This window comes from Georhizobium sp. MAB10 (assembly GCF_045012825.1).
Lineage (GTDB): Bacteria > Pseudomonadota > Alphaproteobacteria > Rhizobiales > Rhizobiaceae > Georhizobium > Georhizobium profundi.
The window spans coordinates 2,901,488-2,927,706 of record NZ_CP118314.1; the positions used below are offsets into that span (position 1 = coordinate 2,901,488).

Here is a 26,219-nt window from a genome sequence, read left to right on the forward strand (position 1 = left end):
GTCGCCAGTTTTCAGCGGAGGACCGAGCCATGAAGCGCAAGACACTGACGCAGTTTCTCATTGAGCAGCAGCGGAAGGAAGAAGCGCTTCCGGCACAGCTGCGCCTCCTGATCGAGATTGTCGCGCGCGCCTGCAAGGCGATCAGCCACACGATCAACAAGGGTGCGCTTGGCGGCAATCTCGGGTCACTCGACAGCGAAAACGTTCAGGGCGAGGTGCAGAAGAAGCTAGACGTGCTCGCCAACGAGTTTCTGATCGATGCGAATGAATGGGGCGGTCATCTCGCCGCCATGGCGTCTGAGGAGATGGATACGATCCATCGCATTCCGAACCGCTACCCCAAGGGCGAATATCTGCTGGTCTATGATCCGATCGATGGCTCCAGCAACATCGACGTCGATCTGTCGGTCGGCACCATCTTTTCCGTGCTCGAGGCACCGGCCGACGCATCGGGCCGCGAAATCCGCGAAGAGGACTTCCTGCAGCCGGGCACGCGCCAGGTTGCTGCCGGGTATGCGATCTACGGGCCGCAGACCCTTCTGATCCTGACCGTCGGCACCGGCGTCTACGAGTTCACGCTCGACCGCGAGATGGGCTCCTGGGTCTTGTCCGACGAGCGGCTTCGGGTGCCGGAAACCAGCGTCGAGTTTGCCATCAACATGTCGAACCAGCGGCACTGGGATGCGCCCATGCAGCGCTATGTGGACGAGTGCCTTGCCGGCAAGACCGGCCCGCGCGGCAAGGACTTCAACATGCGCTGGACGGCCTCGATGGTCGCCGACATCCACCGCATCCTGAAGCGCGGCGGCATCTTCATGTATCCCTGGGACAAGCGGAAGCCGGACGTGCCGGGCAAGCTGCGCCTGATGTACGAGGCGAACCCGATGGGCTTCCTGATGGAGCAGGCAGGCGGCGTGGCGACCACCGGCTACGAGCGCATCCTGGACGTGCAGCCCGAAAAGCTGCACCAGCGCGTCAGCGTCATCATGGGTTCGCGCGAAGAAGTCGAAACGGTCGCCGCCTATCACCGCGAAGCGAGCGAGAGCACGCGCGACCGTGCGTGAGCGCGAGCGGCTGACGGAGCGCGCCCGCGCGCTCTCCCACACGCTCGTCGGTTGGCCGAGTGTCACCGGCACACCTGACGAAGCGGCCTTTGCCAGCCGGTTGCACGGGCTCATCGCCGAGCACTTGTACTTCAAAGCCAATCCCGCCGATCTCACGCTCGCCCCGATCGAGGGCGATCCCAAGGGCCGGGCCAATGTGCTGGCGCTCGTGCGGGGTTCAGGAAGTCGGACCATCATCCTGGCTGGCCATTTCGATGTCGTGCCTGTCGATGACTATGGCGACCTGTCGGAGCTTGCGGGATCGCCGGATGCACTGCGGGAAGGTCTGATCGCGCGGCTCGAAGCCACTGGCGGCTACCCCCAGGCGCTCACCGATCTCCAGAGCGGCGAATTTGTGCCCGGTCGCGGCATGCTCGACATGAAATCCGGCGTGGCGGCAGGGCTTGCCGTGCTGGAGCAGTTTGCAGAAACCGACGATCGCACCGGCAATCTGCTGTTGATCGCGACGCCGGACGAGGAGGAAAACTCTGCCGGCATGCGCGCGGTCTCGGCCATGCTGCCCGAGTTTCTGCAATCACGCGGCCTTGAGCCCGTTGTCGCCCTCAATCTCGATGCGACCTGCGATGCCGAGACGGGTCAAAACGGCCGGGTCGCAACCTTCGGCACGATCGGCAAGGTGCTGCTGAGCGCTTTCGTCGCTGGCAAGGATGCCCACGCCTGCTACCCGTTCGACGGCATCAATGCGGCCTATCTTGCGGCGGAGCTCGCGATCGAATTCGAATGCGCGCCGGCGCTGGGCGAGATGACGGGCGACGAGGTCGCCGCGCCGCCAACGGCGCTGTCGCTCAAGGATGCAAAGAGCGTCTACAACGTCACGACGCCGGGACGTGCCTGGCTTTACTGGAACGTGCTGATGCACCGCCGGCGCCCGGAAGACATCATCGCCATGGCGCGCGATTTGGCTGGGGCTGCTGTTTCCCGTGCTGCCAGTCGCATGAAGGAGCGCGCGGCTTCGTTCAAGCTTTCCGCAAGCCCGCTCTGGGACGACGTCTCGATCCTGACATTTGCCGAACTGCGCGAACGCGCCCGAGCCGCCAGTCCCAATTTTGAGGCGGAGTTCGATCAGGCGGCGGCGGAACTGGAGCAATCAGGCTTCGACCTTCCCGAGCGGTCACGCCGGCTGACGGAACTCGCGCTGGATGCAGCACAGCTTCCGGGTGCCGCCGTGATCATCGGGATCGCATCGACACCCTACCCTGCCATCGCATGGCCATCGGACGAAGCCGCCGCGCAGACACGCAAGATAATCGAGGCCGCGATGGCGAGGATCGCAGTGCAGGAAGAGCTGTCGGTGGAATCCCGCGAGTTCTTCCCCGCCATTTCGGACATCAGCTTCCTTGCGCGCAACGCCTCGGCAAGCCTCGAGGGTATCCGGGAGCAAATGCCGCTCTGGGGGTCTTCGATCCGCTTTGCCGAAGATGCAGGCTATCCGCCGATCCCAACCGTGAATATCGGCCCATGGGGCCGCGACTATCACCATTTCCTGGAGCGGACCCACGGCGATTACACGTTTCGCGTTCTGCCAGATCTCCTGGCAACCGTGATCGACGATGTCCTGCGGGCTTGAACCCTCAGCATAGGCTTCCAGGTCAGTTCCAACAAAAAAGCCCGGGCGAAACCCGGGCTTTTTGAATTTCTGTCCTTGAGGACCGTCTTAGTTGACGGAGTCCTTGAGGCCCTTACCGGCAGAGAACTTGGGAACGTTGCGTGCCGGGATGTCCACTTCAGCGCCAGTCGAGGGGTTACGGCCCTTCGAAGCTTCGCGGCGCGATACCGAAAAATTTCCAAAACCAATGAGGCGCACGTCGCCACCCGACTTCAATTCGCCGGTGATGACTTCGAAGACGGCCTCAACAGCGGAGCCCGCCTCGGTCTTTGCCATGCCGGTCTTCTCGGCGACGGCAGCGACGAGTTCATTCTTGTTCATGTTTCCACCCCTTTCCAATTGGTACGAAACGTTTCACTGAAACTGGCTCGGCATCCTAGTCCAGACGCCTGGCAATCGAATGCCAATCGCACGGAAAAGCCCGGTTTTCCAGCGTTTTCAGCATATGACTACGAAAAAACCGGGCACTTGGCCCGGTTTTCCACTTGCTTGTCGCAGCGTGAACACGATGCCCGCTGCAGGTGGCCGTTTAAGCGTCAGTGCGCGATGGTCGCACCGTGATCGTCGGCCAGTTCCGGAGTGACGACGGTGCTCGCCGTTGCCGCATCCCACTCGATCGGTTCCGGCACGCGGGTCAGCGCATGTTCCAGAACTTCGCCGAGGCGCGATACGGGCACGATTTCGAGCCCATTCTTCACGTTGTCCGGGATCTCCGGCAGATCCTTGGCGTTCTCCTCGGGGATCAGCACCTTCTTGATGCCGCCGCGAAGCGCCGCGAGAAGCTTTTCCTTCAGTCCACCGATCGGCAGGACGCGACCACGCAACGTGATCTCACCCGTCATGGCGACATCCTTTCGAACAGGGATGCCGGTCATCACGGACACGATCGCCGTCACCATCGCCACGCCGGCAGACGGGCCATCCTTGGGCGTTGCGCCTTCCGGCACGTGCACGTGGATGTCGCGCTTGTCGAAGAGCGGCGGCTCGATGCCGAAATCGACAGCGCGCGAGCGGACATAGGATGCCGCCGCGGAAATCGATTCCTTCATCACGTCCTTCAGATTGCCGGTCACCGTCATCTTGCCCTTGCCGGGCATCATGACGCCTTCGATCGTCAGCAGCTCGCCGCCGACCTCGGTCCAGGCAAGACCCGTGACCACGCCGACCTGATCTTCGCCGTCGATCTCGCCGTGGCGATAGCGCGGCACGCCGAGGAATTCCGAAACGTTTTCCGGCGTCACCTCGATCGTCTTCAGGTCCTTGTCCTTCAGGATCCGCGTCACGGCCTTTCGGGCAAGCTTCATCAGCTCGCGTTCCAGACTGCGGACACCTGCTTCACGGGTGTAGGTGCGGATGACTTCCATCAGCGCCGCGTCCGACACGGAGAACTCGCTCGGCTGAAGGGCATGATCGCGAATCGCCTTCGGCAGAAGGTGACGCTTGGCGATCTCCAGTTTCTCGTCTTCGGTGTAGCCGGCGATACGGATGATCTCCATGCGGTCCATCAGGGGCGCAGGGATGTTCAGCGTGTTCGCCGTCGTGATGAACATCACGTTCGAGAGGTCGTATTCGACCTCAAGATAGTGGTCCATGAAGGTCGAGTTCTGTTCCGGATCGAGCACTTCCAGGAGCGCCGATGACGGATCGCCGCGGAAGTCCATGCCCATCTTGTCGATTTCGTCGAGCAGGAAGAGCGGATTGGCCTTCTTCGCCTTCTTCATCGACTGGATGACCTTGCCAGGCATCGAGCCGATATAGGTGCGACGGTGGCCGCGGATTTCAGCTTCGTCCCGCACGCCGCCAAGCGCCATACGGATGTATTCGCGGCCGGTCGCCTTGGCGATCGACTGGGCGAGCGAGGTCTTGCCGACGCCGGGAGGGCCGACGAGGCAGAGGATCGGGCCCTTGATCTTGTTGGACCGCGCCTGGACGGCGAGATACTCGACGATGCGTTCCTTGACCTTGTCCAGACCGTAGTGATCGGTCTCGAGGATCATCTCGGCATTGTTGAGGTCGGTCTTGATCTTGGATCGCTTGCCCCACGGCAGGCCGAGCAGCCAGTCGAGGTAGTTGCGCACGACGGTGGCTTCCGCCGACATCGGGCTCATCTGCTTCAGCTTCTTGAGCTCGGCATCGGCCTTTTCGCGCGCTTCTTTAGACAGCTTGGTCTTCTGGATGCGCTCGACCAGTTCGGCCATCTCGTCGCGCTCGTCGTCGCCGTCGCCGAGTTCCTTCTGGATCGCCTTCATCTGCTCGTTGAGATAATATTCGCGCTGGGTCTTCTCCATCTGGCGCTTGACGCGCGAGCGGATGCGCTTCTCAACCTGCAGAACAGAAATCTCGCCCTCCATGAAGCCGAGCGCCATTTCCAGACGCTTCTTCACCGAAAGCGTGGACAGCATGTCCTGCTTTTCGCTGATCTTGATGGACAGGTGCGAGCCGACCGTATCGGCGAGTTTGGAATAATCGTCGATCTGGCTGGCCGCGCTGACGACTTCCGGCGAGATCTTCTTGTTGAGCTTCACATAGCTTTCGAATTCGGTGACGACCGAACGCGCCAGTGCCTCGAGTTCGACTGGATCTTCGGTCGGCTCGTCGAGCGGCTTGGCAGTCGCTTCGTAATAATCGGTCTGGTCCGAATAGCCGGTGATCTCGGCGCGCGCGCGTCCTTCGACCAGCACCTTCACGGTGCCGTCCGGCAGTTTCAAAAGTTGCAGGACGTTCGCAACCGTTCCGATCTTGTAGATTGCGGACGGTTCCGGATCGTCGTCGCCGGCGTTGGTCTGGGTTGCAAGCAGGATCTGCTTGTCGCCACCCATGACCTCTTCCAGTGCGCGGATGGATTTTTCACGGCCCACGAAGAGCGGCACGATCATGTGTGGGAACACAACGATGTCGCGCAGCGGGAGGACGGGATAGGCATCCGCGGCTGCTGTCATGGTCTTGTCGGTCATCAATCTTCCTTTCTGGCCCGCGGGGCGTGCCTTGCGGCACTAGCGGGAGCCGCCGATCGGCGGAAAACGGGGGTTTGGAGCCCTCGATCGTTGAAAGTTAAGTGGCGTTATCCCGTACGCGTTTCAAGTGGCCGCCACGGCCACGAGTCACATCATCATCCTTCGGAAAGCGGCTGTCATGCAATTGTCAAAACGTCGCGAATTTCTCAGCATCAACAGCTCTTCGAAAGGGACGGAGGCCGAAGTTCCAGAAACACGAAAGCCCGCCTGTGGGGCGGGCTTTCGGCCGAGACTTTCAGAGCCGATAGGGGGTCGGGATCACGCTGTCGCGTTGCCCTTTTCCTCTTCGCGCTCGGAGTAGATGTAAAGCGGGCGCGCGGCACCATCGACCACGTCGTCTGAGATCACGACCTCGCGCACGCCTTCCAGCGCCGGCAGCTCGAACATCGTGTCGAGCAGGATCTTCTCCATGATCGAGCGGAGGCCGCGAGCGCCGGTCTTGCGGGTGATGGCCCGCTTGGCGATGGCACGAAGTGCATCCTCGTGGAAGGTCAGGTCGACATCTTCCATCTCGAACAGGCGTTGATACTGCTTCACCAGCGCGTTCTTGGGCTCCGACAGGATCTGGATGAGAGCATCCTCGTCGAGATCCTCGAGCGTCGCGATGACCGGCAGACGGCCGATGAATTCCGGGATCAGACCGAACTTCACCAGATCTTCCGGCTCCAGATCGCGCAGCACTTCGCCGACGCGGCGATCTTCAGCAGCCTTAACCGTCGCACCGAAGCCGATCGACGTCTTCTCGCCACGTGCCGAGATCACCTTGTCGAGGCCGGCGAATGCGCCACCGCAGATGAAGAGGATGTTCGTCGTGTCCACCTGCAGGAATTCCTGCTGGGGATGCTTGCGACCGCCCTGCGGAGGAACGGATGCGACCGTGCCTTCCATGATCTTAAGAAGCGCCTGCTGGACGCCCTCGCCCGATACGTCGCGGGTGATCGAGGGATTGTCCGACTTGCGCGAGATCTTGTCGACTTCGTCGATGTAGACGATGCCGCGCTGCGCCCGCTCGACATTGTAGTCGGCCGACTGCAGCAGCTTCAAGATGATGTTCTCGACGTCTTCGCCCACATAGCCGGCTTCCGTGAGCGTGGTGGCGTCGGCCATGGTGAACGGCACGTCGATTATGCGCGCGAGCGTCTGGGCAAGATAGGTCTTGCCGCAACCCGTCGGGCCCACCAGCAGAATGTTCGACTTGGAGAGTTCCACGTCGGAATTCTTCGCTGCGTGCGCAAGGCGCTTGTAGTGGTTGTGCACGGCGACCGAGAGGATGCGCTTGGCCTGCTGCTGGCCGATCACATACTCGTCGAGAACCTTGATGATGTCCTGTGGCGTGGGCACGCCGTCGCGCGACTTGACCATCGAGGATTTGTTTTCCTCGCGGATGATGTCCATGCAGAGTTCGACGCATTCATCGCAGATGAAAACGGTCGGACCTGCGATGAGCTTGCGCACCTCGTGCTGGCTCTTGCCGCAGAAAGAGCAATAAAGCGTATTCTTGGAGTCGCCGCTATTGCCGCCGCTGACCTTGCTCATATCCATTCCCTTCCAGCACTTTCGACAAGGGTGCCGAAACCTGTTCAATCTGCGTTCGGGCATGCCGCCCGGGTGCCCTTCGTCGGCGACCCTGGATGGTGGGGGTCGCCTGTATCCGGCACCAATTGATGTCCTATAGCGACATCTATAGCCTGAGGGTTGACAAAATCAGATTTGCCGACCCTCGGCAACAATCCAGCACGGTTACGAACAGGCTAGCCGCTACGACTTTGTTGCCCGGTGAGACCGGATCGTCACACTTGCCGCTTTGGAACGGCTGCTTCGCCCCACATGGCGCAGCAGCCGCCCGATCGGGTCGCCGGCCCAATTGGGCCAGGCCGTCACTTCGCGGCTTCTTGCTCCATGGCCTCGCGCGACGCGATGACCTTGTCGACGATGCCGAAATCGCGGGCTTCTTCCGACGTCATGAAGTGATCGCGATCCAGCGTACGCTCAATCGTGTCATAATCTTGTCCGGTGTGCTGGACGTAGACCTCGTTGAGGCGGCGCTTCATCTTGATGATGTCCTGGGCGTGGCGCTCGATGTCCGATGCCTGGCCCTGGAAGCCACCCGAAGGCTGGTGCACCATGATGCGGGCATTCGGCGTTGCAAAGCGCATGTCCTTGTGGCCGGCGCACAGAAGAAGCGAGCCCATCGATGCCGCCTGGCCGACGCAGAGCGTCGAAACCGCCGGCTTGATGAACTGCATGGTGTCGTAAATCGCCATGCCGGCCGTGACGACGCCGCCCGGCGAATTGATGTAGAGCGCGATTTCCTTCTTCGGGTTTTCAGCCTCGAGGAAAAGCAGCTGCGCGCAGACGAGCGTCGCCATCTGGTCCTCGACCGGACCGGTGATGAAGATGATCCGCTCTTTCAGAAGGCGCGAGAAGATGTCGTAGGAACGTTCGCCGCGGTTCGTCTGCTCGACGACCATCGGCACCAGCGCCATTGCGGTATCAACCGTTCTTGTCATGCAATCAGTCCTTGAAAAAACTTGCGGCTCCAAACCGGCCACGAGAATCACGTAATCCTGCCATTCCTTACATAGAGTGTGGATATGCCTGTCTTCAAGACGAGACCCATGGATTGAAAGGGGCTCGACGTCTTAACCTTAAGGATCGGCCCTGAGCCAGGATTGCAGAGCCGCAAAATTCCGGTCGTTGACGAAGCGCGCGACCCGACGCCCCACCGCAGCGCCAAATTTGTAGCCATGCCCCGAACAGGCGGAGACGGCGACGCAGCGGCCGAATTCGGCGGCAAAGAATCGCTGATCCTCGGTGAAGGTGTAGGCGCAGGTTACGGTCTCGCGAACCCGGTAATCGTCCAAGCGCAGGAATGGGGGCGCAAAGAGGTCGCGGATCGTCTCCCCCTCGCCTTCAGCCGGCTCGCGTTGCGCATCGGCATCGTCGTGCGGTCTCTTGTGCAGCCCCGAGCCGAACTTAAGACCACCGTCGCCCGATGGCGGGATGATATAGCCATCCGTCTTTCCGCCGACGTCGAGGATGACTGGTGCCCGCTCCCAAGCCTCCGCGAATTCGGCCGGGGGATCGAGATAGACGACGGCGGTGCGATAGGTCTTCAGGTCGACGCCCAGATGCGGAAAGAGCTTCAGGACCCATGCACCGGCCGTGACGACCACCTGGTCGGCCTCGAAACGGCGGCCATCCTCCAGCAGCACTGCACCCGCCTCGGCATCGACGGCAATAACTTTGGCGTTTTCTTCCAGCTTGGCCCCGGCAGCGCGCAGCCAGGTGGCGAGCCCCGAGGCGATCCGCCGGCAGTGCAGCGCACCGCCCTCAGGCGAGGTGAATGCGAAGCGGATCGCCTGCGCATCAAGAAACGGATAGCGGCGCGCGGTCTCGGCGGCATCCAGCTCCTCGAACGGGTAGCCGCCATCCGCCAGGCCGTCGCGCATCTCTTCTGCCTCGTCGCCGGGCTCGCGGGAAATGCACATGAAGCCTCGGGCATCCAGATGGCTTTCGCCGAGATCTGCCCATAGCTCGTCCCAGGCGTCGTAGGCCTCCGTGATGGCGCGCCCATAGCCGGACGCCTTGCCATAGGCCCGGCGGATGATGCGGTGGTGGTCGCCCGAAGCCGCAAGCGGGTTCGGGATCGGGCCCTGCTCGATGAGCGTCACCCGATGACCGGCCTTGACGAGGGACCCGGCGGTGGAAAGGCCCGCGATGCCGGCACCGACGATGATGATATTCATTTCATGCCTCACTTCTCAGGCTCGCTGCACGCGCGGGCTTCACAAAGCGAAGTCCCATGCTTATCGCTTGCCGAACTACGGCAAAACCCGCTGAAAGGATATGGTTTGGGCGCATATGCACCTCTCCTGGCACTCGATGGGCGGCACCTGTCGCTCGATCCGCGTGATCAGGCGTTCTTCACCAATCCCTATCCGGTCTATGCCGCGCTGCATGCGCAGGCGCCCGCATTCTTCTGGGAAGACTACGGCTTCTGGTGCTTCGCCGGCTTCGATGATGTGAACGCACTGCTACGAGATCGACGGTTTGGCCGCCAGATATTGCATGTGGCAACGCGCGACGAACTTGGCCTGCCGGAGCCGGCCTCCCATCTCGCCGATTTCGACGCGGTCGAAGCGCATTCGCTGCTGGAACTGGAGCCACCGGTCCACACCAGGCTGCGCACGCTGGTCAACCGGGCCTTCGTTTCGCGCCACGTCGACCGTCTGCGACCGGAGATCGCCGCGCTCTGCCATCAGCTGATCGACGGGTTCGAGGGCAATGGCGAAGCCGAGCTTCTGTCGGCCTATGCCGAAATCATTCCCGCCACTGTGATCGCCCGCATGCTCGGGGTTCCGGACGACCGGGTGCCCGACCTGCTCGACTGGTCGCACCGCATGGTGCGCATGTACATGTTCGGCCGCGACCGCGCCGCCGAAGACGATGCGAATGCGGCCGCTCGGGGCTTTGCCACTTATCTGCGCGCCCTGGTGACGGAGCGGCGCAACGATCCACGCGATGATCTGATCAGCCACATGATCGCCGCCGAACAGGATGGCGGCCGATTGAGCGAGGACGAACTGATTTCGACCGCGATCCTGCTGCTCAACGCCGGCCACGAAGCGACCGTGCACCAGACCGGCAATGCGGTGAAGACGATCCTGGAGGCAGGCAGCGATCCGGCGGTTCTCTTTGCCGACGAGCGATCCACGGCCGCGACCGTAGAGGAAGCCCTGCGCTTCGATGCGCCGCTCCACATGTTCACGCGCTACGCGCTGCAGGATGTGGTGCTCGAGGACGGCATTGCGCTGAAGAAGGGCGACAGGATCGGGCTGATGCTGGGTGCGGCCAACCGCGACCCGCGACGCTTCGAAAACGCCGACCTGTTTGATGCTGAGCGCAGTGACGGCGCGAACGTCTCATTTGGAGCAGGCATCCATTTCTGCATCGGAGCGCCACTCGCGCGGCTGGAAATGCAGGTTTCGCTGCCGATTCTCTTTGAACGGCTGCCGGGTCTTTCGCTCGCAGAACCGCCGCGCTACCGCGACAGCTATCATTTCCACGGGCTGGAGCGCCTCGCCTGCCACTGGTGACAAATCGCCGTCAGATGGAGATGACGTAATCCTTGCGGGTCGTTTCCACGACTTCCCAGGTGCCGCGAAAGCCGGGGCGGATGATGCCGGCGTCGCCCGGACCGTATCGGACCGGCTCACCACCCTCTTCCGTCACGATCGAGAGGCCGGAGATGACGCGGAAGTACTCCCACTCCTCGTAGGAGATGACCCATTTGCCCGGCGTCGCTTCCCAGACGCCGGCATAGAGGCCCCTGCCATTGTCCTCGATGTTCCAGGTGGTGAAGCGCGGGTCACCGGAAATGATGCGCTCCGGCGGAGGCGCGCTGGCCTCCGCTTCGGTGTTGGCAGTTTCGACCCGCAGCGCCTTGACCATCACGCCTTGTCCAGCGCCTGGGAAAGATCGCCGATGATGTCGGCGACATCCTCGATGCCGATCGACAGGCGCACGACGTCGGGACCAGCGCCGGCGGCGATCTGCTGCTCTTCGGTCAGCTGGCGGTGTGTCGTGGAAGCCGGATGGATGACGAGCGAGCGCGTGTCGCCGATATTGGCAAGGTGCGAGAACATCTCCAGCGCCTCGACGAAGCGGATGCCGGCCTCGTAGCCATCTTTCAAGCCGAAGGTGAAAACGGCGCCCGCACCCTTCGGCGCGTATTTCTTCTGAAGCGCGTTGTTCGGATCGTCCGGCAGGCCGGCATAGTTCACCCACGACACCTTATCGTGCGCCTTCAGCCAGCGGGCGACTTCGAGTGCATTGTCGCAATGGCGCTGCATGCGCAGCGGCAGCGTCTCGACGCCCATGAGCAGCAGGAACGCGTTCATTGGCGAAATCGCCGGGCCGAAATCGCGCAGGCCGAGCACGCGTGCGGCGATGGCAAAGGCGAAATTGCCGAAGGTTTCGTGCAGCACGATGCCGTTATATTCCGGCCGCGGTTCAGACAGCATCGGGTACTTGCCGGATGCGGACCAGTCGAAGGTGCCGCCGTCGACGATGATGCCGCCCATGGAATTGCCGTGGCCGCCGATGAATTTCGTCAACGAATGGACGACGATGTCGGCGCCATGCTCCAGCGGACGCAGCAGGTAAGGCGAAGCCATCGTGTTGTCGACGATCAGCGGCAAACCATGCCTGTGAGCAAGATCGGCGATCGCCTGAATATCGGTGAAGGTTCCGCCCGGGTTGGCGAGACTTTCGATGAAGATCGCCTTGGTGCGCTCATCGATCTGGCTCTCGAATGAGGAGAGATTGGCCGGGTCGGCCCAGCGCACCTGCCAGTCGAAATTCTTGAAGGCGTGGCCGAACTGGTTGATCGAGCCGCCGTAAAGTCTTCTGGCCGCAAGGAAATTGTCGCCCGGACGCATGATGTTGTGGAAGACCAGCAACTGCGCACCGTGGCCGGACGCCGTCGCCAGGGCCGCCGTGCCGCCTTCAAGCGCTGCGATGCGCTCCTCGAGCACCGCCTGCGTCGGGTTCATGATGCGGGTGTAGATATTGCCGAAGGCCTGGAGGCCGAAGAGCGATGCTGCGTGATCGGCATCGTTGAAGACGAAGCTCGTGGTTTGGTAGATCGGCGTCGCCCGCGCCCCGGTCGTCGGATCTGGCTGCGCGCCCGCATGGATCGCAAGCGTGGCAAATCCCGGTTCGTTCTTCGACATGAGCTTTCTCCTCCACTGTGTCTCGGCTTGAAAGGCCAAGCGCCCCCAAGCCGGTAGCGTCAAATCCTAATCATCCGAATCATCGTTTTGAGCAACGATCCCGAAACTCTGGTAGCCCGAGCGCATCATCGGCTTGCGCGATGAAATCCGGCGGCTGTTGACGCCGCTCCAGCCGATCTCGCCGGACAACCGTGCATATTCGATCTTCGGGCACCGGTTCATCACCACCTTGATCCCAGCCTTCTCAAGCCGCTCGGCCGATGCATCATCGCGCACCGTCAACTGCATCCAGACCACCTTCGGCAGCACCGGCATGGCCAAGATCTCGTCCGTCACGCCCGGAACCGCATCCGATGCCCGGAAAATATCGACCATATCCACGGGCTGCGGAAGGTCGGCGAGCGTTGCGGAAACCGGGCGTCCGAGAATTTCCTTCCCCGCCTGGCCTGGATTGACGGGAAAAACGGTATACCCCTTGTCGATCATGTATTTGGCGACGAAGTAGCTCGGCCGAACAGCGTTGGCCGAGGCGCCGACGATGGCGATCGATTTGACCGACCGCAGCGCATCGGCAATGTAGGCGTCGTCATAGCGGTCGTGGTCGACGAGCGGCAGCTTCAGATTTCCGGCATCGTCCATTGCGAAAAACGGATTGTGGGCGACCTCCCAGAGATGGCCCTCGGTATCTGCGAAGTAGCCCGAATAGCCGCCCCAAAAGACCTTTTCGGGCTGTTTGACCAGCGTGCCGCCGCACTCGATCGCCCGCGCGACGATCGCGTCCACCTCATCGGTGGAGTGGGCATTGTAGGCGAGCGTGATGCCTGAAAATCCGTCGCCCGTCGCGGAGACCCCGGCATCCTTCGCGAGCTCTTCGCGCGAGAAGAGCGACAGCACGATGTTCCCCAACTGGATGAAGGTGACGCTCGGCTGCGACGGTGCAGCGCGGCGCCAGCCAAGCGCTTCGTAGAACGCGGTCGCGCGCTTCAGATCCTGCACGCCGAGCGTGATGAGCGAGATACGCGGTTCCGGTAAAATCATTCTGATGTCCTCCGCCCCTCACCCCGACGCCGACCAGCTGATCGCGCATCAACGGCGCCGGCTCCGCGAGGTCTATCGAAACTGGCGGGCAAGGTCGAGGTTCACACAGACAATCGAAGGTGGGTTCAGTCGTCTGCACCCGGAAAGAACGACTGTTCTTCAAGCAGCTTCAGGGTCAGCTGATACTGCGACACCAGCCTTTCCGTGGCGGTCCGCGCGTCGCCATCCAGCGTTGCTTCCATGATTAGCCGGTGTTCCTCGTTGGAATCACGCCGGGGATAGGTGGTCGTCATAGAGATGTAGCGGTAGCGCTCCACCTGATCCATGAGCTCGCCGCAGAATTTCAGAAGCCAAGACGACCCGCAGTTGGAAATCAAGGCTTCGTGGAAGACGCGGTGGCGGGCCTCCCACTCGTGGTTCTCCGCCTGCCCATCCTCTCGAAGAGCCTTGAAGGGTGTGCGCGACAGACGGTGGAAGGCGACCACGATGCGCTCTTCCCACGCGTCCGTGCGGTTGGCGATCGACTCCTCCAGCGCGCGCGACTCGAGCCAACAGCGCGTCGTCACCAGTTCGCGGAAGTGGCTGAGGGAGAGCGGCGGCACGAAGAAGCCACGCTGCTCTTCGCGATCGACGAGCCGTTCGCTGGAGAGCCGGTTCAGGGCTTCGCGCACCGGGTTGGCGCCGACCTGATAGTGCTCGGCCAAAGCCTCGATCAGCAGCTTTTGCTTCGGCTTCAGGCGGCCTTGAAGAATGTCACGGCGCAATTCCCGATAGACGAGTGTCGCGGCCGTGGTCTTTTCCCGCCGCGCCTCGCCAGCGGACGATTTCGAATCGAATGCCTCGATGATTGTCATGAATTCCGATGCCGATGGCGCTCACTGCGCCATCCCTATTTGTTGATGCCCGAGACGGTGGAGCTATGCCAAAACACCAAACGGCGCTCAAGCCAGACCACGGACCAGAATAGCGCGAAGCCGAGCAGGCTGAGATAGAGGATCAGGGAAAAGACGCGCGGCGTATTAAGCTGCGATGCAGCAACCCGGATCAATTCGCCGAAGCCGTTTCCGCCTCCCAAAAACTCCGCGGTGATCGCGCCGGCCATGACGCCTACCGCGGCGATCTTCAGACCCGTGAAGATATGCGGCAGGCCCGTCGGCAGCTTCATCTTGAACAAGGTCTGCCAGCGGGTCGCGCCCATGGTGCGAAAGAGCATACGGGCATTGTCATCGGCCGCGTGCAGGCCGGCCGCGACGGCCACGACGATCGGAAAGGTCGCAATGAAGGCCGCGAGCGCCACCTTGGACGCAATGCCGAAGCCGAGCCATGCCAGGAACAGCGGCGCGAAAGCGACCTTCGGCATCGTGTCGATCGCGACGAGATAAGGCAGCACAGCCCGTTCGCCGAAGGAGGTTTCGCCAACGAGAATGCCGAGCGAGAAGCCGAAGATCAGAGCATAGACGAAGCCCATCAGCACCGCCTTGGTCGTCATCCAGAAGGCTTGCAGCATGTAGCCGCCGCTTGCGAGGTTCTTGCCGACGAAGACGATGTCCTTCGCCGTCTCCCACGGCGTCGGCAGAATGATGCGCGACACGATGCCGAAGGAGGTGAGCCCCTGCCAGACGGCGATGAACACGACCAGGATGCCGATCATCGCGATCGGACGCGGGATGCGGTCGATGAAGGCGACCTCTTCCTCCCAGACAGTTTCCGGGAAGACCGTCTCGCCGTCGGCGTGAATGGGAATATCCGTCGATACCGAGCTCATACGAAGGCTCCCTTGTCCAGACGGCTGCGGATGCGGTTCACATATTGACCGAAGGCTGGATCGACGAGCATCTCCACGGTGCGCGGCCGCGGCAGGTCGATCTCGATCGTTTCGACGAACTGACCCGGCCGCGACGACATGACGTAGACGATATCCGAAAGGAAGACGGCTTCCGGGATGGAGTGCGTGACCAGAAACGCGGTGGCGTTGCGCTCCAGGCAGATGCGCTGAAGCTCGATGTTCATGAAATCGCGGGCAAGCTCATCGAGCGCGCTGAAAGGCTCGTCGAGCAACAGCACGCTCGGCTTGGTGACGAGCATCCGGCAGATCGCGGCGCGCTGCGCCATGCCACCCGACAATTGCGTCGGATAGACATTCTCGAACCCTTTGAGGCCGACCGTATTGAGAAGTTCCTCGGCCGCTCCACGCGCAGCCTTCGCGGCTGCTCGACCATCGCGCACCTCGATCGGCAGCAGAATGTTTTCCGCCGTCGTGCGCCAGGGAAAGAGCGTCGCCTGCTGGAACATCATACCGATGTCGCGACGCGCGCCGGTGACGGGCTTGCCCTCGAGCACGACGCTGCCCCTGGTCGGCGAGACGAGACCCGCCATGATCTTCAGAAGCGTGGATTTTCCGCATCCCGACGGACCGATTACGGATGAGAACGTGCCCTCCCGCAAAGTCAGGTCGATCGTATCGAGTGCCTTGATATGCCCGTGGGCATAGTGCTTGGAAACGCCGCGCAACTGATAGACAGGCCGACCCTTTAGGTCGGCCTGCACTGCCGCGGCTTTTTGTGCCGCTAAGGTCATTGCGCGTTCCACGCTTCGACGAAGTCGTTGTTATAGGCTTCCTCGAGATTTTCCAGTGGTTCGGCAAGACCGCCCGTGTCGAGCTGGCTCTGGTGCCAGGCTTCCCAGTGCTCCGGCGGCTGGTAGCCGTAGCCATTGCTGTCGTCGACCGGCTGGATGCGCTCCATCACGGCATCGAGCAGCGCGTTGGCGAACTCGGTGTCCTCGCCTTCCTGGGGATTGCCGGCCGTCGTGTGCTCAAGCACCTTTTCGCGGTTGGCAGGATCGAGACCAAATCGCGTGGCCTTGACCAGCGCACGACCGAAGCCTTCGACCGCTTCCGGGTTCTCTTCGATGAACTGGCCCGTGACCGCCCAACCATTGCCGAAGAAGGAGAGATATTCCTCGGGCGTGATTTCGCGCAGCGGAATACCGCGGGACTCGATGATGGCCGCATCGCTGACGGCGGCAGCATAGGCGTCGACTTCTTCGCCCAGGAATGCTGCAGCGGCCGTGCCGCCATCGCCGACGGTGAGGAATTCGTAGTTTTCGCCTTCCTTCAGACCGGCATCCTGCAGAATGCCGCGCGTGAACGCGACTTCCGCGCCGTCAGCCGTGCCGACGCCGACAGTGGTTCCGTCGAGATCGGCCGGGCCCTGGGCTTCGGATTCTTCCGGCACCATGAGGCCGAAGATGGATTTCGGATACTGGTTGTAGATGAAGACGACGTCTTCACCGCGTGCACGGGCCGAGAGCAGCGGGCCAGGTCCCGGGTTTCCGATCTGCGCCTGGCCGGATGCCATCACCTGGAGAACGGCCGCAGAGCCATTCAAAGCTTCGACCGTAAGCTCCAGCCCTTCCTCGGCAAAATAGCCCTCGCCCATCGCAACGAAGAGCGGGAAGTTGTTGATTGCGGACGGGTTCGGCACCGCCACCGTCAGCTGCATCATGTCCTGGGCATTCGCCGCCGTTACGCCGAGCGGAGCAGCAACGAGCAGTGACGCTGCGAACGCGATCCGCCAATTCCGATATCCATGCATAGCCATCCTCCCTTGGATGTTGAATTCGGCCCGAACTCCCAATCGGACCTGTGGCGCCGCCACGCCTCAAACCATACTTTTCATTTTTTTGTTGTCAAATATCTATTTTTTTGCGTTAAACCGTCTTTCATCGATTTCGCGATCGGCGTCTGTCGCGCCGGCACCCTGAGGAGGAGAACATCATGGGTCATGAAGGCTTTGTCATCGAGCGGCCGAAAGCGGCATCCCTGCCGGTGGTCGGCAAGGACGAGCGCTTCCCGGTACGCCGGATCTACTGCGTCGGTCGCAACTATGTGGCGCATGTAGAAGAAATGGGCGGCAGCGCGGATCGCGACCCGCCGATCTTCTTCCAGAAGCCGACGGATTCCATCGTGCAGTCCGGCTCCACCATCGCTTACGCTACGATGACGAAGGACTTCCATTACGAGTTGGAACTTGTGATGGCGCTGAAATCGGGCGGCTACAACATTCCCGAGGACCAGGCGCTCGACCATGTCTACGGCTACGGCGTCGGCATCGACATGACGCGTCGCGACATCCAGGGCGGCGGTCGCCCCTGGGAAATTGCCAAGTCGTTCGACGAGTCCTGCCCGTGCGGGCCGATCACGCCGGTCGAGAAGTCCGGGCACATCGAGAAGGGCAACATCAAGCTCACCGTCAATGGCGAAACCCGCCAGGATTCGGATGTGAGCCTGCTCATCTGGTCGCTGCCCGAGATCATCTCGAAACTGTCGGAGTTCTACGAGCTGAAGGCGGGCGACATCATCCTCACCGGCACACCGCACGGCGTCGGACCGGTCAAGACGGGCGATGAACTCGTCGGCACGATCGACGGGCTCGAGCCGTTGACCGTCAAGATCGGCGACCCGGTCAAGTGAGCGACAGGGCGGACGAAGGACCGGCAACGGTGGATCCGGCGCAGCTTGCTGCCCTGGCATCCTTTTCGTCCGCCACTCTGCATGAAGCGATGGGCAGGATCGGCGCCCTGCCCGCCGCGATCAAACCGATCGATCGGGATATCCGGCTTTGCGGGCCGGCTTTTCCGGTCTTCTGCCCCGCTGGCGACAATCTGATGATCCACAAGGCCATCGAAGCCGCGGCTCCCGGCGAAATTCTCGTCGTCGACCACGAAGCATTGATGAGCGACGGACCGTTCGGCGATGTTCTCGCCGAAGCCTGTCTGGCGCGCGGGATCGCCGGCCTCGTCATCGATGGCTGCGTCCGTGACGCGACAACACTGCGGGCCATGGGATTCCCGGTCTTTGCCCGGGGCTTGTGCATCGAAGGCACCGACAAGCTCCGGACATCGCCGCTCGGCGCACCGATCACGCTTGGGAAAACAACCATCCATCGCGGCGACGTCGTCGTCGGCGACGAAGACGGCGTCGTCATCGTTCCCCATGCGAGGATTGAAGAGGCCATCGAAGCAGCCCATGAACGCGAGCAGAAAGAGGACGCCTTGCGTGCCGCTTTGCGGGCCGGGCAGACAACGATGGATCTGCTCGGTCTCAGGGACCGGTAGAGCGACTCTGGCCTATTCTCCCTTCCATTCCGGCTTGCGCTTGTCGATGAAGGCGGAAATGCCCTCTTCCGCGTCGCGCGCCATCATGTTCTCGACCATCACGCGCGCCGTGTAATCATAGGCGTCTTCAAGGCTCATTTCCGCCTGGCGATAGAACGCCTCCTTGCCGATCTTCACCGTCAGCGGCGATTTCGACGCGATGACAGCTGCGTATTTGTCGACCACCTGGCGCAGATATTCCTTCGGCACGATCCGGTTGACGATGCCGAATTCCTTGGCGGTGGAGGCATCGATCGTCTCGCCGGTCAGCAGCATTTCCATGGCCTGCTTGCGGTGCGTGGCGCGCGACAGCGCGACCATCGGCGTCGAGCAGAAAAGGCCGATATTGACGCCTGGCGTCGCGAAGCCGGAGGTGTCGGTGCAGATCGCGAGGTCGCAAGAGGCGACGAGCTGACAGCCGGCCGCCGTAGCGATCCCGTCGATTTCGGCGATCACGGGCTTCGACAGCGCCACGATCGTCTGCATCAGTTTCGCACAGAGCCGCATGGTCTTGTCGAAGAATGCGCGGCCACGGTCGTCTTCGGAGCGATGCCGCTGCAATTCCTTCAGGTCGTGGCCGGCGGAAAACACCTTTGCGAGCGAGGCAATGATGATGACGCGCGTCTCCGCGTCGTCACGCGCCTCTTCCAGGTTGCTCAGAAGCGCTTCCATAAGCGCAACGGACAGGGCATTCGCCGGCGGATTGTTGAGCGACAGCCGCAGGATGCCGTCGTACTTCTGGGCGACGACCAACGCGTCCGTGTCCTGCTTCTGCTTCATCGAAACGATGTCGGCCATGCTCTGCCGGCTCCTTTGCTTTCATTCCCTGCTTCAGGCGATTTCTGGCACGACTTGACGGGGCCGGACCAGCGCTTTCAACTGCGCGCTCAAGATCGAGACCAAAGGATTGCCGTGAAGCCGGTCATGACCATCGACGCGCTGGAGGCCTTTCTGGCGCAGGAATTTCCGCAGATCAACGAGGGCGGACCGTTCTATGCGGTAACCGAGATAGAACCGGGTGCCGCCGTGTTGCGGCTGATGCCCGATCGTCGCCATCTGCGGCCGGGAGGCACCGTGTCCGGTCCGACGCTGTTCGCGCTTGCCGATCTCGGCGCTTATGTCGTCATTCTTGCCCATATCGGGCCGGTCGCGCTCGCCGTCACCACCAATCTTACCATCAATTTCCTGCGCAGGCCGGCCGACGGCGTGCCGCTCTATTCACGCTGCCGGTTGCTCAAGCTCGGCAAGCGGCTGGCGGTCGTCGACGTGATCATCGTGGACAAAGAAGGGACCATCGTGGCGCAGGCATCGGCCACCTATTCGATCCCACCGCAGACAGAAACTGCGGTAAAATAATACCACATACTTAAGACACTGTTATTGCTGGACTAATTTTACGACGCCTGTGTTCACTGCGATTGCGCGTGTCGGGCCGTTGGGTTATACACCGCTCGCAGCCACGCATGGATCCATGCGGGCAGCACTTGGCCATGCCAAGACAAGCAACAAGAAGCGCCCTTGCCGTGCACGCATGGTTCGGGACCCGAACGAAAGAGTGATATCCATGAAAACCTTCTCGCAGAAGCCTGCAGAGGTGGAGAAGAAGTGGGTGCTGATCGACGCCGAAGGACTCGTTGTCGGCCGTCTCGCCACCCTCGTCGCCACCCGCCTGCGCGGCAAGCACAAGCCTTCCTACACCCCGCATGTCGACGATGGTGACAACGTCATCATCATCAACGCTGAAAAGGCCGTGCTGACGGGCAAGAAGTACACCGACAAGAAGTACTACTGGCACACCGGCTATCCCGGCGGCATCAAGGAGCGCACCGCGCGCCAGATTTTCGAAGGCCGCTTCCCGGAGCGCATCCTCGAAAAGGCAATCGAGCGCATGATCCCGCGCGGCCCGCTCGGCCGTCGCCAGATGAAGAACCTGCGCGTCTATGCCGGTTCGAACCATCCGCATGAAGCCCAGCAGCCCGAGACGATCGACATCGGCGTGCTGAACACCAAGAACAAGAGGACTGCCTGATCATGGCTGAACTGAATTCCCTCCAGGACCTCGGCCAGGCAACCGGCGTGACCGCCGGCTCCGCCCAGGCTTCTCAGCCGGCGCATGTCCGCAAGGTCGATGCACAGGGCCGTTCCTACGCAACCGGCAAGCGTAAAGACGCTGTCGCGCGCGTTTGGGTCAAGCCAGGCTCCGGCAAGATCACCATCAACGGCCGCGAGTTCGAAAAGTACTTCGCACGTCCGGTTCTGCAGATGGTTCTGCAGCAGCCGATCGTCGCTGCCGCACGCACCGGCCAGTTCGACATCGTCGCAACGGTCGCCGGTGGCGGTCTTTCCGGCCAGGCTGGCGCCGTTCGTCACGGCATCTCCAAGGCTCTGACCTATTACGAGCCGGAACTGCGCGGCGTCCTCAAGAAGGGCGGCTTCCTGACGCGCGACAGCCGCGTCGTCGAGCGTAAGAAGTACGGCAAGGCGAAGGCCCGTCGTTCGTTCCAGTTCTCCAAGCGCTAAGCTTCGGACGGCTGCCAGATCAAAAGGCGGGGCTTCGGCTCCGCCTTTTTTCGTTGCGATGCAGCATCGGCCTTCCCAACCAGCTTCTCTCGTCCCATCTTATGGCTGCCTTACCAATTTTCGATATCGCAGCGCTGGTTCCAGGCTGCTGCCATCCATCCGAAAAGGATCAGAGCCCATGCCATCGAAGTCGATCGATCACGCCTTCAATGCCAGCGAATTGACCGGGGCCGCGTCCGACCCGACCTATGCCGGCGCCCTCTCCTTCATGCGCAGGCCCTACCGCAAGGACGTCGCCGGCGCTGATGCGGTGGTCTGGGGCATCCCGTTCGATGCTGCCGTTTCCAATCGGCCGGGTGCGCGCTTCGGCCCGCAGGCGATCCGCCGCGCCTCCGCCATCTTCGACAACGACCCGCAATATCCATTCGAACGGGATCTGTTCGCCGAGTTTTCGGTCGTCGACTACGGCGATTGCCTGCTCGATTACGGCAATCACCAAGAAACGCCGGATCGGATCGAAGCTGAAGCCGGCCGCATCCTCGATACCGGAGCGTTTCTCTTCACGCTGGGCGGCGATCACTTCGTGACATGGCCCCTCTTGAAGGCGCATGTCGCCCGTCACGGCCCGCTTTCCCTGGTCCAGTTCGATGCACATCAGGACACTTGGGACGATGACGGAAAGCGCATCGACCACGGATCCTTCGTCGCACGCGCCGTGCGTGAGGGGCTTGTCGATCCGGACACGTCGATCCAGATCGGCATCCGTACACATGCGCCCGAAGATTTCGGCATTCAGATCATCTACGGACACGAGCTGGAGGAGATGCGCACGGGCGACGTCGCCTCTCGGATCCTCGCGCGCGTCGGCAACCGCCCAGCCTACCTCACATTCGACATCGACTGCCTCGATCCGGCTTACGCTCCCGGCACTGGAACGCCCGTTGCAGGCGGCCCGTCGACGGCAAAGATGCTTTCGATCCTCCGGCAGTTGCGGCGCCTCGATATCCGCGGCGGTGACGTCGTCGAAGTGTCCCCACCCTACGATCACGCGGATGTCACCGCCATTGCCGGTGCCAGTGTCGCCATGTATACGCTCGGCCTCATGGCTGAACGGCGCGCGATCGAGCGTTCATAGTTCGATTCAACGCGCTCACAGGGTGAATCCGGTCTTGCGTTCAAGCGGCTGGATTTGCTCGCAAACGGGATGACGGACATGGCGAAGATCTTCATCGACGGCGAGCATGGCACGACTGGTCTCCAGATCCGGTCCCGCCTGGCGGAGCGCACCGATATCGAGATCATCTCCATTCCCGAGGAAGAGCGCCGCAACACCGCACTGCGCGAGGAGTTCCTGCGAGAAGCCGATATCGCGATACTCTGCCTGCCCGACGACGGTGCGAAGGAGGCGGTGTCGATGCTCGGCGTTTCGTCCACGACGCGCATCATCGACACGAGCACCGCCCACCGGGTCGATCCGGACTGGGTCTATGGCTTCGCCGAATCCGACCCCGAACGCCCCGAACAGATCGCGTCCGCGCGGTTCGTGTCCAATCCTGGCTGCTACTCGACCGGCGCCATCGGCATCCTGAAGCCGCTGGTCGACGCGGCGCTGCTGCCTGCCGATTACCCTGTCAGCATCAACGCCGTTTCCGGCTATACGGGCGGTGGCAAGCAGTTGATCGCCCAGATGGAGGACGAGAGCCGTCCAGACTATCTCGGCGCCCCGCACTTCCTCTACGGGCTGACGCTGGCGCACAAGCATGTGCCCGAGATGAAGATCCGCAGCGGCCTGCAGCGTACGCCTCTCTTTTCGCCATCCGTCGGGCGGTTTGCGCAGGGCATGGCCGTGCAGGTGCCACTGCATCTCGCCGATCTCGATGGTTCACCTTCGCTGCGCAGCGTGCATGAGGCCCTGGCCGAGCATTATCGCGGGCAGAATATTGTTGCGGTCGTCGATCTCGACGAGAGCATGGCGATCCAGCGCCTCGATCCGACGTCGCTCAACGGCAAGGACACGATGAATATCTACGTGTTCGGGTCGGAAGGCGGCGAGCACGTCAATGTGGTGGCCGTTCTGGACAATCTCGGCAAAGGCGCTTCCGGCGCCGCAGTTCAGAACATGGACTTGATGCTCGGAATCACGCCTGTCGACTGACAGGCGCTAGCACCTCATTTGGATGATCGATCAACCGGCGGCGGCGAGCCGCCCCGTGGGCGCGTAGGATCCATAAAAGGCGCGCCAGTGGGCCACTGCGAAGCCGAGGACGACGACGGCGAAGGCCTGGTGCAGGAGCGCCCAATTGAGCGGCACGACCATGACCAGGGTGATGATGCCGATCAGCGCCTGCATGGTGACGAGGAAGAACAGCACCATGGCACGATTGGCATGGGTGCTGCCTGCACCATGGCGCAGCGCTACGACCATGTGGGCCAGCGCGGCGAACCATAGGGCGTAGGCCGTCATCCGGTGGACAAACTGCACCGTCTTGACGTTTTCAAAGAGGTTCAGCCAAGCCGGATCCATCACGAACAAACCGGCGGGAATGAAGGCGCCGTCGATGAGCGGCCAGGTGTTGAACGCGAATCCGGCGTTCAACCCGGCGACAAGCGCGCCCAGATAGATCTGGAAAAGGACGAAGAGAGCAAGACCGCCGGCGGCCAGATGGGAGCGCTCGGTCGGTGGGGCGTCGGTCGAGTGCGGCGCGAGGCCCCGCGACACCCACATGATGCTGGCGAAGATGATGCAGGCGAGCGTCAGGTGGACTGCGAGACGGTACTGGCTGACATCGACGCGCTCCGTCAGGCCGGACGCGACCATCCACCAACCGACGAAGCCTTGGAGGCCGCCGAGGAAGAAAAGACCGACGAGCGGCAGCCGCAGTCGCGGCTCGATCCGTCCGGTGGCCCAGAAGAAGACGAGAGGCACGGCGAAAAGCACGCCGACGGCGCGGGCGAGGAAACGGTGGGCCCATTCCCACCAGAAGATGACCTTGAACTCGTCGAGGCTCATCCCCCGGTTCACTTCCTGGTACTGCGGGATCTGACGGTAGAGGTCGAATTCCTCCTGCCATTCTTCCGCACTCAGCGGTGGGATGACGCCGTGGATCGGCTTCCATTCGGTGATGGAGAGCCCAGAATCGGTCAGCCGCGTCGCGCCGCCGACAACCACGAGCGCGAAAATCGCGAGCATGACAATGCCAAGCCAGAGCCGAAGCATCCGGCGGTTTGTCTCCAGTTCGCCGCGTCGGGCCTGGGCGGCGATTTCGGATGGGCTGGAAGCGGGTGAGACGGCATCGAGTACGGTCATTGCACTGTCCTTGCAGATTGCCATGGCATTTGCCCCACCCTGCCTTCCAATTCAAGGCGAAGAGCTTTGCGGCATGGCGTCGCGCCGCTTTGCCTGAAGCGTCCGACCGGCTATGTGGAAGATCAAGGAGACCACCATGCCCGTCCGCCTCAAGAAATTCATCGGCGCCTTCGCCATCGTCGCACTGGTCATCATCTATGCGCTTGTCGCCACGACCATCGCGACCTATCGCCTGGCGGAGTCACCCTGGTGGGTGCATCTTCTCTATTTCCTCTTCACCGGCGTTCTTTGGGTCGTGCCGGCCATGCTGCTCATCAGCTGGATGGAACGCCCTCCAAAAGAAAAATCCGACCTTTTGGATTAACGGCGGCGAAAGCATAGGAGGACTTAGTCGGGTGTTCGAGAGGTTCTAACCGCTTCGACTGTTGTCCAGACAACGCTTTGTTCAGGACGATCCCCCATCCTCGCGCGCATCGTGACGAGGTCGTTTGATGACGAGGATCGTACCCATGGAAGTTGCCCGTAAGACAACCGGCGAACCGACGGACGCACCGCTGATCGCGGGAGTGACGTCGCATGTTCCGGCTCAAGGTGATGCCCAGACGGTCAAACGCGTGGAAATCTTCGCCAGCATCGAAGCGGCCGAACGGCAGTGGCGTTCGCTCGAGACGCAGTTCTTCACCTCCGTCCATCTAAGCTACGACTGGTGCCGCAACTGGCTGGAAGCAACGGGTACCGAACCGGTCGTCGTGCTCCTTCATTTCACCGGCGGCGGGCGGATCATGCTGCCGCTCGAAATCATCAGCCAGGGCGGCGCGAAGGTCGGCCGCTATATCGGCACATCCTACAGCAATTTGAATTTCGGCCTTTTTTCACCCGACAACATGCAGTTTTCGCCGCCGCTTCTTTCGGCTGCGCTCTCGGAGGCCGGGCTCAAGCTCGATCTGCTGGCGCTCTATCGCACGCCGGAGCGCTGGCGCGGGGTAGCCAACCCCTTGATGCCGCTCGACCGCGTCGTCAGCAACAACCAGGCGTTCCAGATGACGCTCGACGGCGGCTTCGACAAGGCGCTGTCGCGCATCAATGGCAAGAAGCGGCGCAAGAAGCACCGGCTTGGTGAGCGCACGCTGGAGGAACTGGGCGGCTACGAGATCATGCATGGCGACGATCCCGAAACGGCGCTTCGCTTACTTGAGGCGTTTTTCGTCCAGAAGGCTGCCCGCTTCGACAAGCAAGGCAAGCTTGACGTGTTCGCCAAGCCGGACGTGCAGGATTTCTTCCGCCGTTTGGTCGTCACGAAGACCGAAGAGAACGTACCCTTGTTGCGGCTCTCGGCCGTGCAACTCACCGATGGACGCTACGGCGCGATTTCAGGCGTGACGCGCAAGAACGGACATCTCATCTGCCAGTTCGGCTCGATCGATGAAGACATGGCGAGCGAGCTCAGCATCGGTGAGTTCCTGTTCTACCGGCTGATCGAAGATGCTTGCGCCAACGGCCAGATGATGTTCGATTTCGGCATCGGCGACGAGGCCTACAAGCGGTCTTGGTGCGATCAGATCACGACGCAGTACGATTGCTACCTGCCGCTGACGATGAAGGGTCGTGCCGTTGGCGCGACGCTGCGTGCCATCGCCTCGACCAAGCAGGCGATCAAGGCCAATCCGCGGCTCGACAAGATCGCCCGGGCCATCCAGCGCCGGATATCCTGAACGA

The 26,219-nt window shown here is 61.9% G+C and carries 26 protein-coding genes and 1 pseudogene; 12 read left to right on the top strand and 15 right to left on the bottom strand.

The genetic code is table 11. The features are described 5' to 3' along the window. The first annotated feature begins 29 nt into the window (after nucleotides 1-29). Entirely contained in the window at nucleotides 30-1,064 is a 1,035-nt protein-coding gene (locus PU133_RS13875; protein ID WP_404862168.1) for a class 1 fructose-bisphosphatase, read from the top strand. Then, nucleotides 1,057-2,691, top strand: a complete 1,635-nt coding sequence (locus tag PU133_RS13880) for a M20/M25/M40 family metallo-hydrolase (protein WP_404862169.1) — start codon at nucleotides 1,057-1,059, stop codon at nucleotides 2,689-2,691. Before PU133_RS13875 ends, PU133_RS13880 begins: the two co-directional genes overlap by 8 nt. 87 nt (nucleotides 2,692-2,778) lie before the next feature. On the opposite strand, the gene hupB is transcribed toward PU133_RS13880, so the two are convergent. From hupB to PU133_RS13905, 5 genes are all read right to left on the bottom strand, one after another. Further along, nucleotides 2,779-3,051: a DNA-binding protein HupB gene (hupB, locus tag PU133_RS13885; protein ID WP_126010689.1), complete on the bottom strand. Its 273-nt coding sequence runs from the start codon at nucleotides 3,049-3,051 to the stop codon at nucleotides 2,779-2,781. A 215-nt stretch (nucleotides 3,052-3,266) separates the two neighbouring features. Next, entirely contained in the window at nucleotides 3,267-5,684 is a 2,418-nt protein-coding gene (lon, locus tag PU133_RS13890) for an endopeptidase La (RefSeq protein WP_404862170.1), read from the bottom strand. 318 nt (nucleotides 5,685-6,002) lie between these two features. Beyond that, nucleotides 6,003-7,280: an ATP-dependent Clp protease ATP-binding subunit ClpX gene (gene clpX / locus PU133_RS13895; protein ID WP_126010691.1), complete on the bottom strand. Its 1,278-nt coding sequence runs from the start codon at nucleotides 7,278-7,280 to the stop codon at nucleotides 6,003-6,005. A 341-nt stretch (nucleotides 7,281-7,621) separates the two neighbouring features. Further along, nucleotides 7,622-8,254: an ATP-dependent Clp protease proteolytic subunit gene (locus PU133_RS13900; RefSeq protein ID WP_126010692.1), complete on the bottom strand. Its 633-nt coding sequence runs from the start codon at nucleotides 8,252-8,254 to the stop codon at nucleotides 7,622-7,624. Between the two features lie 138 nt (nucleotides 8,255-8,392). Then, entirely contained in the window at nucleotides 8,393-9,493 is a 1,101-nt protein-coding gene (locus PU133_RS13905; protein WP_404862171.1) for an NAD(P)/FAD-dependent oxidoreductase, read from the bottom strand. Nucleotides 9,494-9,598: 105 nt separating this feature from the next. Between PU133_RS13905 and PU133_RS13910 the strand changes: the two genes are divergently transcribed. Then, nucleotides 9,599-10,843 carry a cytochrome P450 gene (locus PU133_RS13910; protein WP_404862172.1) on the top strand — a complete coding sequence of 415 codons (1,245 nt, stop codon included), beginning with the start codon at nucleotides 9,599-9,601 and terminating at the stop codon, nucleotides 10,841-10,843. Between the two features lie 10 nt (nucleotides 10,844-10,853). On the opposite strand, the gene PU133_RS13915 is transcribed toward PU133_RS13910, so the two are convergent. The 8 genes and pseudogenes from PU133_RS13915 to PU133_RS13950 all read right to left on the bottom strand — a co-directional run bounded on the left by PU133_RS13915 (nucleotide 10,854) and on the right by PU133_RS13950 (nucleotide 17,115). Further along, a complete protein-coding gene (locus tag PU133_RS13915; RefSeq protein ID WP_404862173.1) occupies nucleotides 10,854-11,198 on the bottom strand; it encodes a cupin domain-containing protein in 345 nt (114 codons plus the stop codon). Beyond that, nucleotides 11,198-12,481, bottom strand: coding sequence for an O-acetylhomoserine aminocarboxypropyltransferase (locus PU133_RS13920; RefSeq protein ID WP_404862174.1), 1,284 nt, complete (start codon nucleotides 12,479-12,481; stop codon nucleotides 11,198-11,200). The genes PU133_RS13915 and PU133_RS13920 overlap by 1 nt, the downstream gene beginning before the upstream one ends. A gap of 66 nt (nucleotides 12,482-12,547) precedes the next feature. Further along, nucleotides 12,548-13,120 carry a CoA-binding protein gene (locus PU133_RS13925; RefSeq protein WP_404864545.1) on the bottom strand — a complete coding sequence of 191 codons (573 nt, stop codon included), beginning with the start codon at nucleotides 13,118-13,120 and terminating at the stop codon, nucleotides 12,548-12,550. A gap of 81 nt (nucleotides 13,121-13,201) precedes the next feature. Beyond that, nucleotides 13,202-13,519, bottom strand: a pseudogene (locus PU133_RS13930) (VOC family protein); the annotation flags it as partial. A gap of 125 nt (nucleotides 13,520-13,644) precedes the next feature. Next, nucleotides 13,645-14,373 carry a GntR family transcriptional regulator gene (locus tag PU133_RS13935; protein WP_404862175.1) on the bottom strand — a complete coding sequence of 243 codons (729 nt, stop codon included), beginning with the start codon at nucleotides 14,371-14,373 and terminating at the stop codon, nucleotides 13,645-13,647. Nucleotides 14,374-14,408: 35 nt separating this feature from the next. Continuing rightward, entirely contained in the window at nucleotides 14,409-15,284 is an 876-nt protein-coding gene (locus tag PU133_RS13940) for an ABC transporter permease (RefSeq protein ID WP_404862176.1), read from the bottom strand. Next, nucleotides 15,281-16,096: an ABC transporter ATP-binding protein gene (locus tag PU133_RS13945; protein ID WP_404862177.1), complete on the bottom strand. Its 816-nt coding sequence runs from the start codon at nucleotides 16,094-16,096 to the stop codon at nucleotides 15,281-15,283. Before PU133_RS13945 ends, PU133_RS13940 begins: the two co-directional genes overlap by 4 nt. Further along, a complete protein-coding gene (locus PU133_RS13950) occupies nucleotides 16,093-17,115 on the bottom strand; it encodes an ABC transporter substrate-binding protein (protein ID WP_404862178.1) in 1,023 nt (340 codons plus the stop codon). Before PU133_RS13950 ends, PU133_RS13945 begins: the two co-directional genes overlap by 4 nt. Nucleotides 17,116-17,297: 182 nt before the next feature. Here PU133_RS13950 and PU133_RS13955 point away from each other — a divergent pair, with 182 nt between their 5' ends. Then, nucleotides 17,298-17,993 carry a fumarylacetoacetate hydrolase family protein gene (locus PU133_RS13955; RefSeq protein ID WP_126010700.1) on the top strand — a complete coding sequence of 232 codons (696 nt, stop codon included), beginning with the start codon at nucleotides 17,298-17,300 and terminating at the stop codon, nucleotides 17,991-17,993. Further along, the gene (locus tag PU133_RS13960) at nucleotides 17,990-18,637 is read left to right on the top strand and encodes a 4-carboxy-4-hydroxy-2-oxoadipate aldolase/oxaloacetate decarboxylase (protein ID WP_404862179.1); all 648 of its coding nucleotides are present in this window, start codon (nucleotides 17,990-17,992) and stop codon (nucleotides 18,635-18,637) included. Before PU133_RS13955 ends, PU133_RS13960 begins: the two co-directional genes overlap by 4 nt. 12 nt (nucleotides 18,638-18,649) lie before the next feature. On the opposite strand, the gene PU133_RS13965 is transcribed toward PU133_RS13960, so the two are convergent. Beyond that, a complete protein-coding gene (locus PU133_RS13965) occupies nucleotides 18,650-19,474 on the bottom strand; it encodes an enoyl-CoA hydratase (protein ID WP_404862180.1) in 825 nt (274 codons plus the stop codon). 108 nt (nucleotides 19,475-19,582) lie between these two features. Between PU133_RS13965 and PU133_RS13970 the strand changes: the two genes are divergently transcribed. From PU133_RS13970 to argC, 5 genes are all read left to right on the top strand, one after another. Beyond that, on the top strand, nucleotides 19,583-20,032 hold the full coding sequence (locus PU133_RS13970) for a PaaI family thioesterase (RefSeq protein ID WP_126010702.1): 450 nt from the start codon (nucleotides 19,583-19,585) through the stop codon (nucleotides 20,030-20,032). Between the two features lie 208 nt (nucleotides 20,033-20,240). Further along, nucleotides 20,241-20,705, top strand: a complete 465-nt coding sequence (gene rplM, locus PU133_RS13975; protein WP_126010703.1) for a 50S ribosomal protein L13 — start codon at nucleotides 20,241-20,243, stop codon at nucleotides 20,703-20,705. Between the two features lie 2 nt (nucleotides 20,706-20,707). After that, a complete protein-coding gene (rpsI, locus tag PU133_RS13980) occupies nucleotides 20,708-21,196 on the top strand; it encodes a 30S ribosomal protein S9 (protein WP_404862181.1) in 489 nt (162 codons plus the stop codon). A 178-nt stretch (nucleotides 21,197-21,374) separates the two neighbouring features. Then, a complete protein-coding gene (gene speB, locus PU133_RS13985) occupies nucleotides 21,375-22,331 on the top strand; it encodes an agmatinase (protein WP_404862182.1) in 957 nt (318 codons plus the stop codon). A 78-nt stretch (nucleotides 22,332-22,409) separates the two neighbouring features. Next, the gene (argC, locus tag PU133_RS13990) at nucleotides 22,410-23,351 is read left to right on the top strand and encodes an N-acetyl-gamma-glutamyl-phosphate reductase (protein WP_126010706.1); all 942 of its coding nucleotides are present in this window, start codon (nucleotides 22,410-22,412) and stop codon (nucleotides 23,349-23,351) included. Between the two features lie 30 nt (nucleotides 23,352-23,381). Here the strand turns inward: argC and PU133_RS13995 are convergent, their stop codons facing one another. After that, entirely contained in the window at nucleotides 23,382-24,503 is a 1,122-nt protein-coding gene (locus PU133_RS13995; RefSeq protein WP_126010707.1) for a COX15/CtaA family protein, read from the bottom strand. Nucleotides 24,504-24,639: 136 nt separating this feature from the next. On the opposite strand from PU133_RS13995, the gene PU133_RS14000 reads away from it, so the two are divergent. Further along, entirely contained in the window at nucleotides 24,640-24,867 is a 228-nt protein-coding gene (locus tag PU133_RS14000) for a DUF2842 domain-containing protein (protein ID WP_126010708.1), read from the top strand. A 145-nt stretch (nucleotides 24,868-25,012) separates the two neighbouring features. Beyond that, a complete protein-coding gene (locus PU133_RS14005; protein WP_404862183.1) occupies nucleotides 25,013-26,215 on the top strand; it encodes a GNAT family N-acetyltransferase in 1,203 nt (400 codons plus the stop codon). Nucleotides 26,216-26,219: the final 4 nt, after the last annotated feature.

Excerpts from the sequence above, each read along its gene's own strand:
- PU133_RS13875 (WP_404862168.1), top strand. The coding sequence starts at position 30 with ATGAAGCGCAAGACACTGACGCAGTTTCTCATTGAGCAGCAGCGGAAG.
- hupB (WP_126010689.1), bottom strand. The coding sequence starts at position 3,051 with ATGAACAAGAATGAACTCGTCGCTGCCGTCGCCGAGAAGACCGGCATG.
- lon (WP_404862170.1), bottom strand. The coding sequence starts at position 5,684 with ATGACCGACAAGACCATGACAGCAGCCGCGGATGCCTATCCCGTCCTC.
- clpX (WP_126010691.1), bottom strand. The coding sequence starts at position 7,280 with ATGAGCAAGGTCAGCGGCGGCAATAGCGGCGACTCCAAGAATACGCTT.
- PU133_RS13900 (WP_126010692.1), bottom strand. The coding sequence starts at position 8,254 with ATGACAAGAACGGTTGATACCGCAATGGCGCTGGTGCCGATGGTCGTC.
- PU133_RS13905 (WP_404862171.1), bottom strand. The coding sequence starts at position 9,493 with ATGAATATCATCATCGTCGGTGCCGGCATCGCGGGCCTTTCCACCGCC.
- PU133_RS13915 (WP_404862173.1), bottom strand. The coding sequence starts at position 11,198 with ATGGTCAAGGCGCTGCGGGTCGAAACTGCCAACACCGAAGCGGAGGCC.
- PU133_RS13920 (WP_404862174.1), bottom strand. The coding sequence starts at position 12,481 with ATGTCGAAGAACGAACCGGGATTTGCCACGCTTGCGATCCATGCGGGC.
- PU133_RS13925 (WP_404864545.1), bottom strand. The coding sequence starts at position 13,120 with ATGGACGATGCCGGAAATCTGAAGCTGCCGCTCGTCGACCACGACCGC.
- PU133_RS13935 (WP_404862175.1), bottom strand. The coding sequence starts at position 14,373 with ATGACAATCATCGAGGCATTCGATTCGAAATCGTCCGCTGGCGAGGCG.
- PU133_RS13940 (WP_404862176.1), bottom strand. The coding sequence starts at position 15,284 with ATGAGCTCGGTATCGACGGATATTCCCATTCACGCCGACGGCGAGACG.
- PU133_RS13945 (WP_404862177.1), bottom strand. The coding sequence starts at position 16,096 with ATGACCTTAGCGGCACAAAAAGCCGCGGCAGTGCAGGCCGACCTAAAG.
- PU133_RS13950 (WP_404862178.1), bottom strand. The coding sequence starts at position 17,115 with ATGCATGGATATCGGAATTGGCGGATCGCGTTCGCAGCGTCACTGCTC.
- PU133_RS13955 (WP_126010700.1), top strand. The coding sequence starts at position 17,298 with ATGGGTCATGAAGGCTTTGTCATCGAGCGGCCGAAAGCGGCATCCCTG.
- PU133_RS13965 (WP_404862180.1), bottom strand. The coding sequence starts at position 19,474 with ATGGCCGACATCGTTTCGATGAAGCAGAAGCAGGACACGGACGCGTTG.
- rplM (WP_126010703.1), top strand. The coding sequence starts at position 20,241 with ATGAAAACCTTCTCGCAGAAGCCTGCAGAGGTGGAGAAGAAGTGGGTG.
- rpsI (WP_404862181.1), top strand. The coding sequence starts at position 20,708 with ATGGCTGAACTGAATTCCCTCCAGGACCTCGGCCAGGCAACCGGCGTG.
- speB (WP_404862182.1), top strand. The coding sequence starts at position 21,375 with ATGCCATCGAAGTCGATCGATCACGCCTTCAATGCCAGCGAATTGACC.
- argC (WP_126010706.1), top strand. The coding sequence starts at position 22,410 with ATGGCGAAGATCTTCATCGACGGCGAGCATGGCACGACTGGTCTCCAG.
- PU133_RS13995 (WP_126010707.1), bottom strand. The coding sequence starts at position 24,503 with ATGACCGTACTCGATGCCGTCTCACCCGCTTCCAGCCCATCCGAAATC.
- PU133_RS14000 (WP_126010708.1), top strand. The coding sequence starts at position 24,640 with ATGCCCGTCCGCCTCAAGAAATTCATCGGCGCCTTCGCCATCGTCGCA.
- PU133_RS14005 (WP_404862183.1), top strand. The coding sequence starts at position 25,013 with ATGGAAGTTGCCCGTAAGACAACCGGCGAACCGACGGACGCACCGCTG.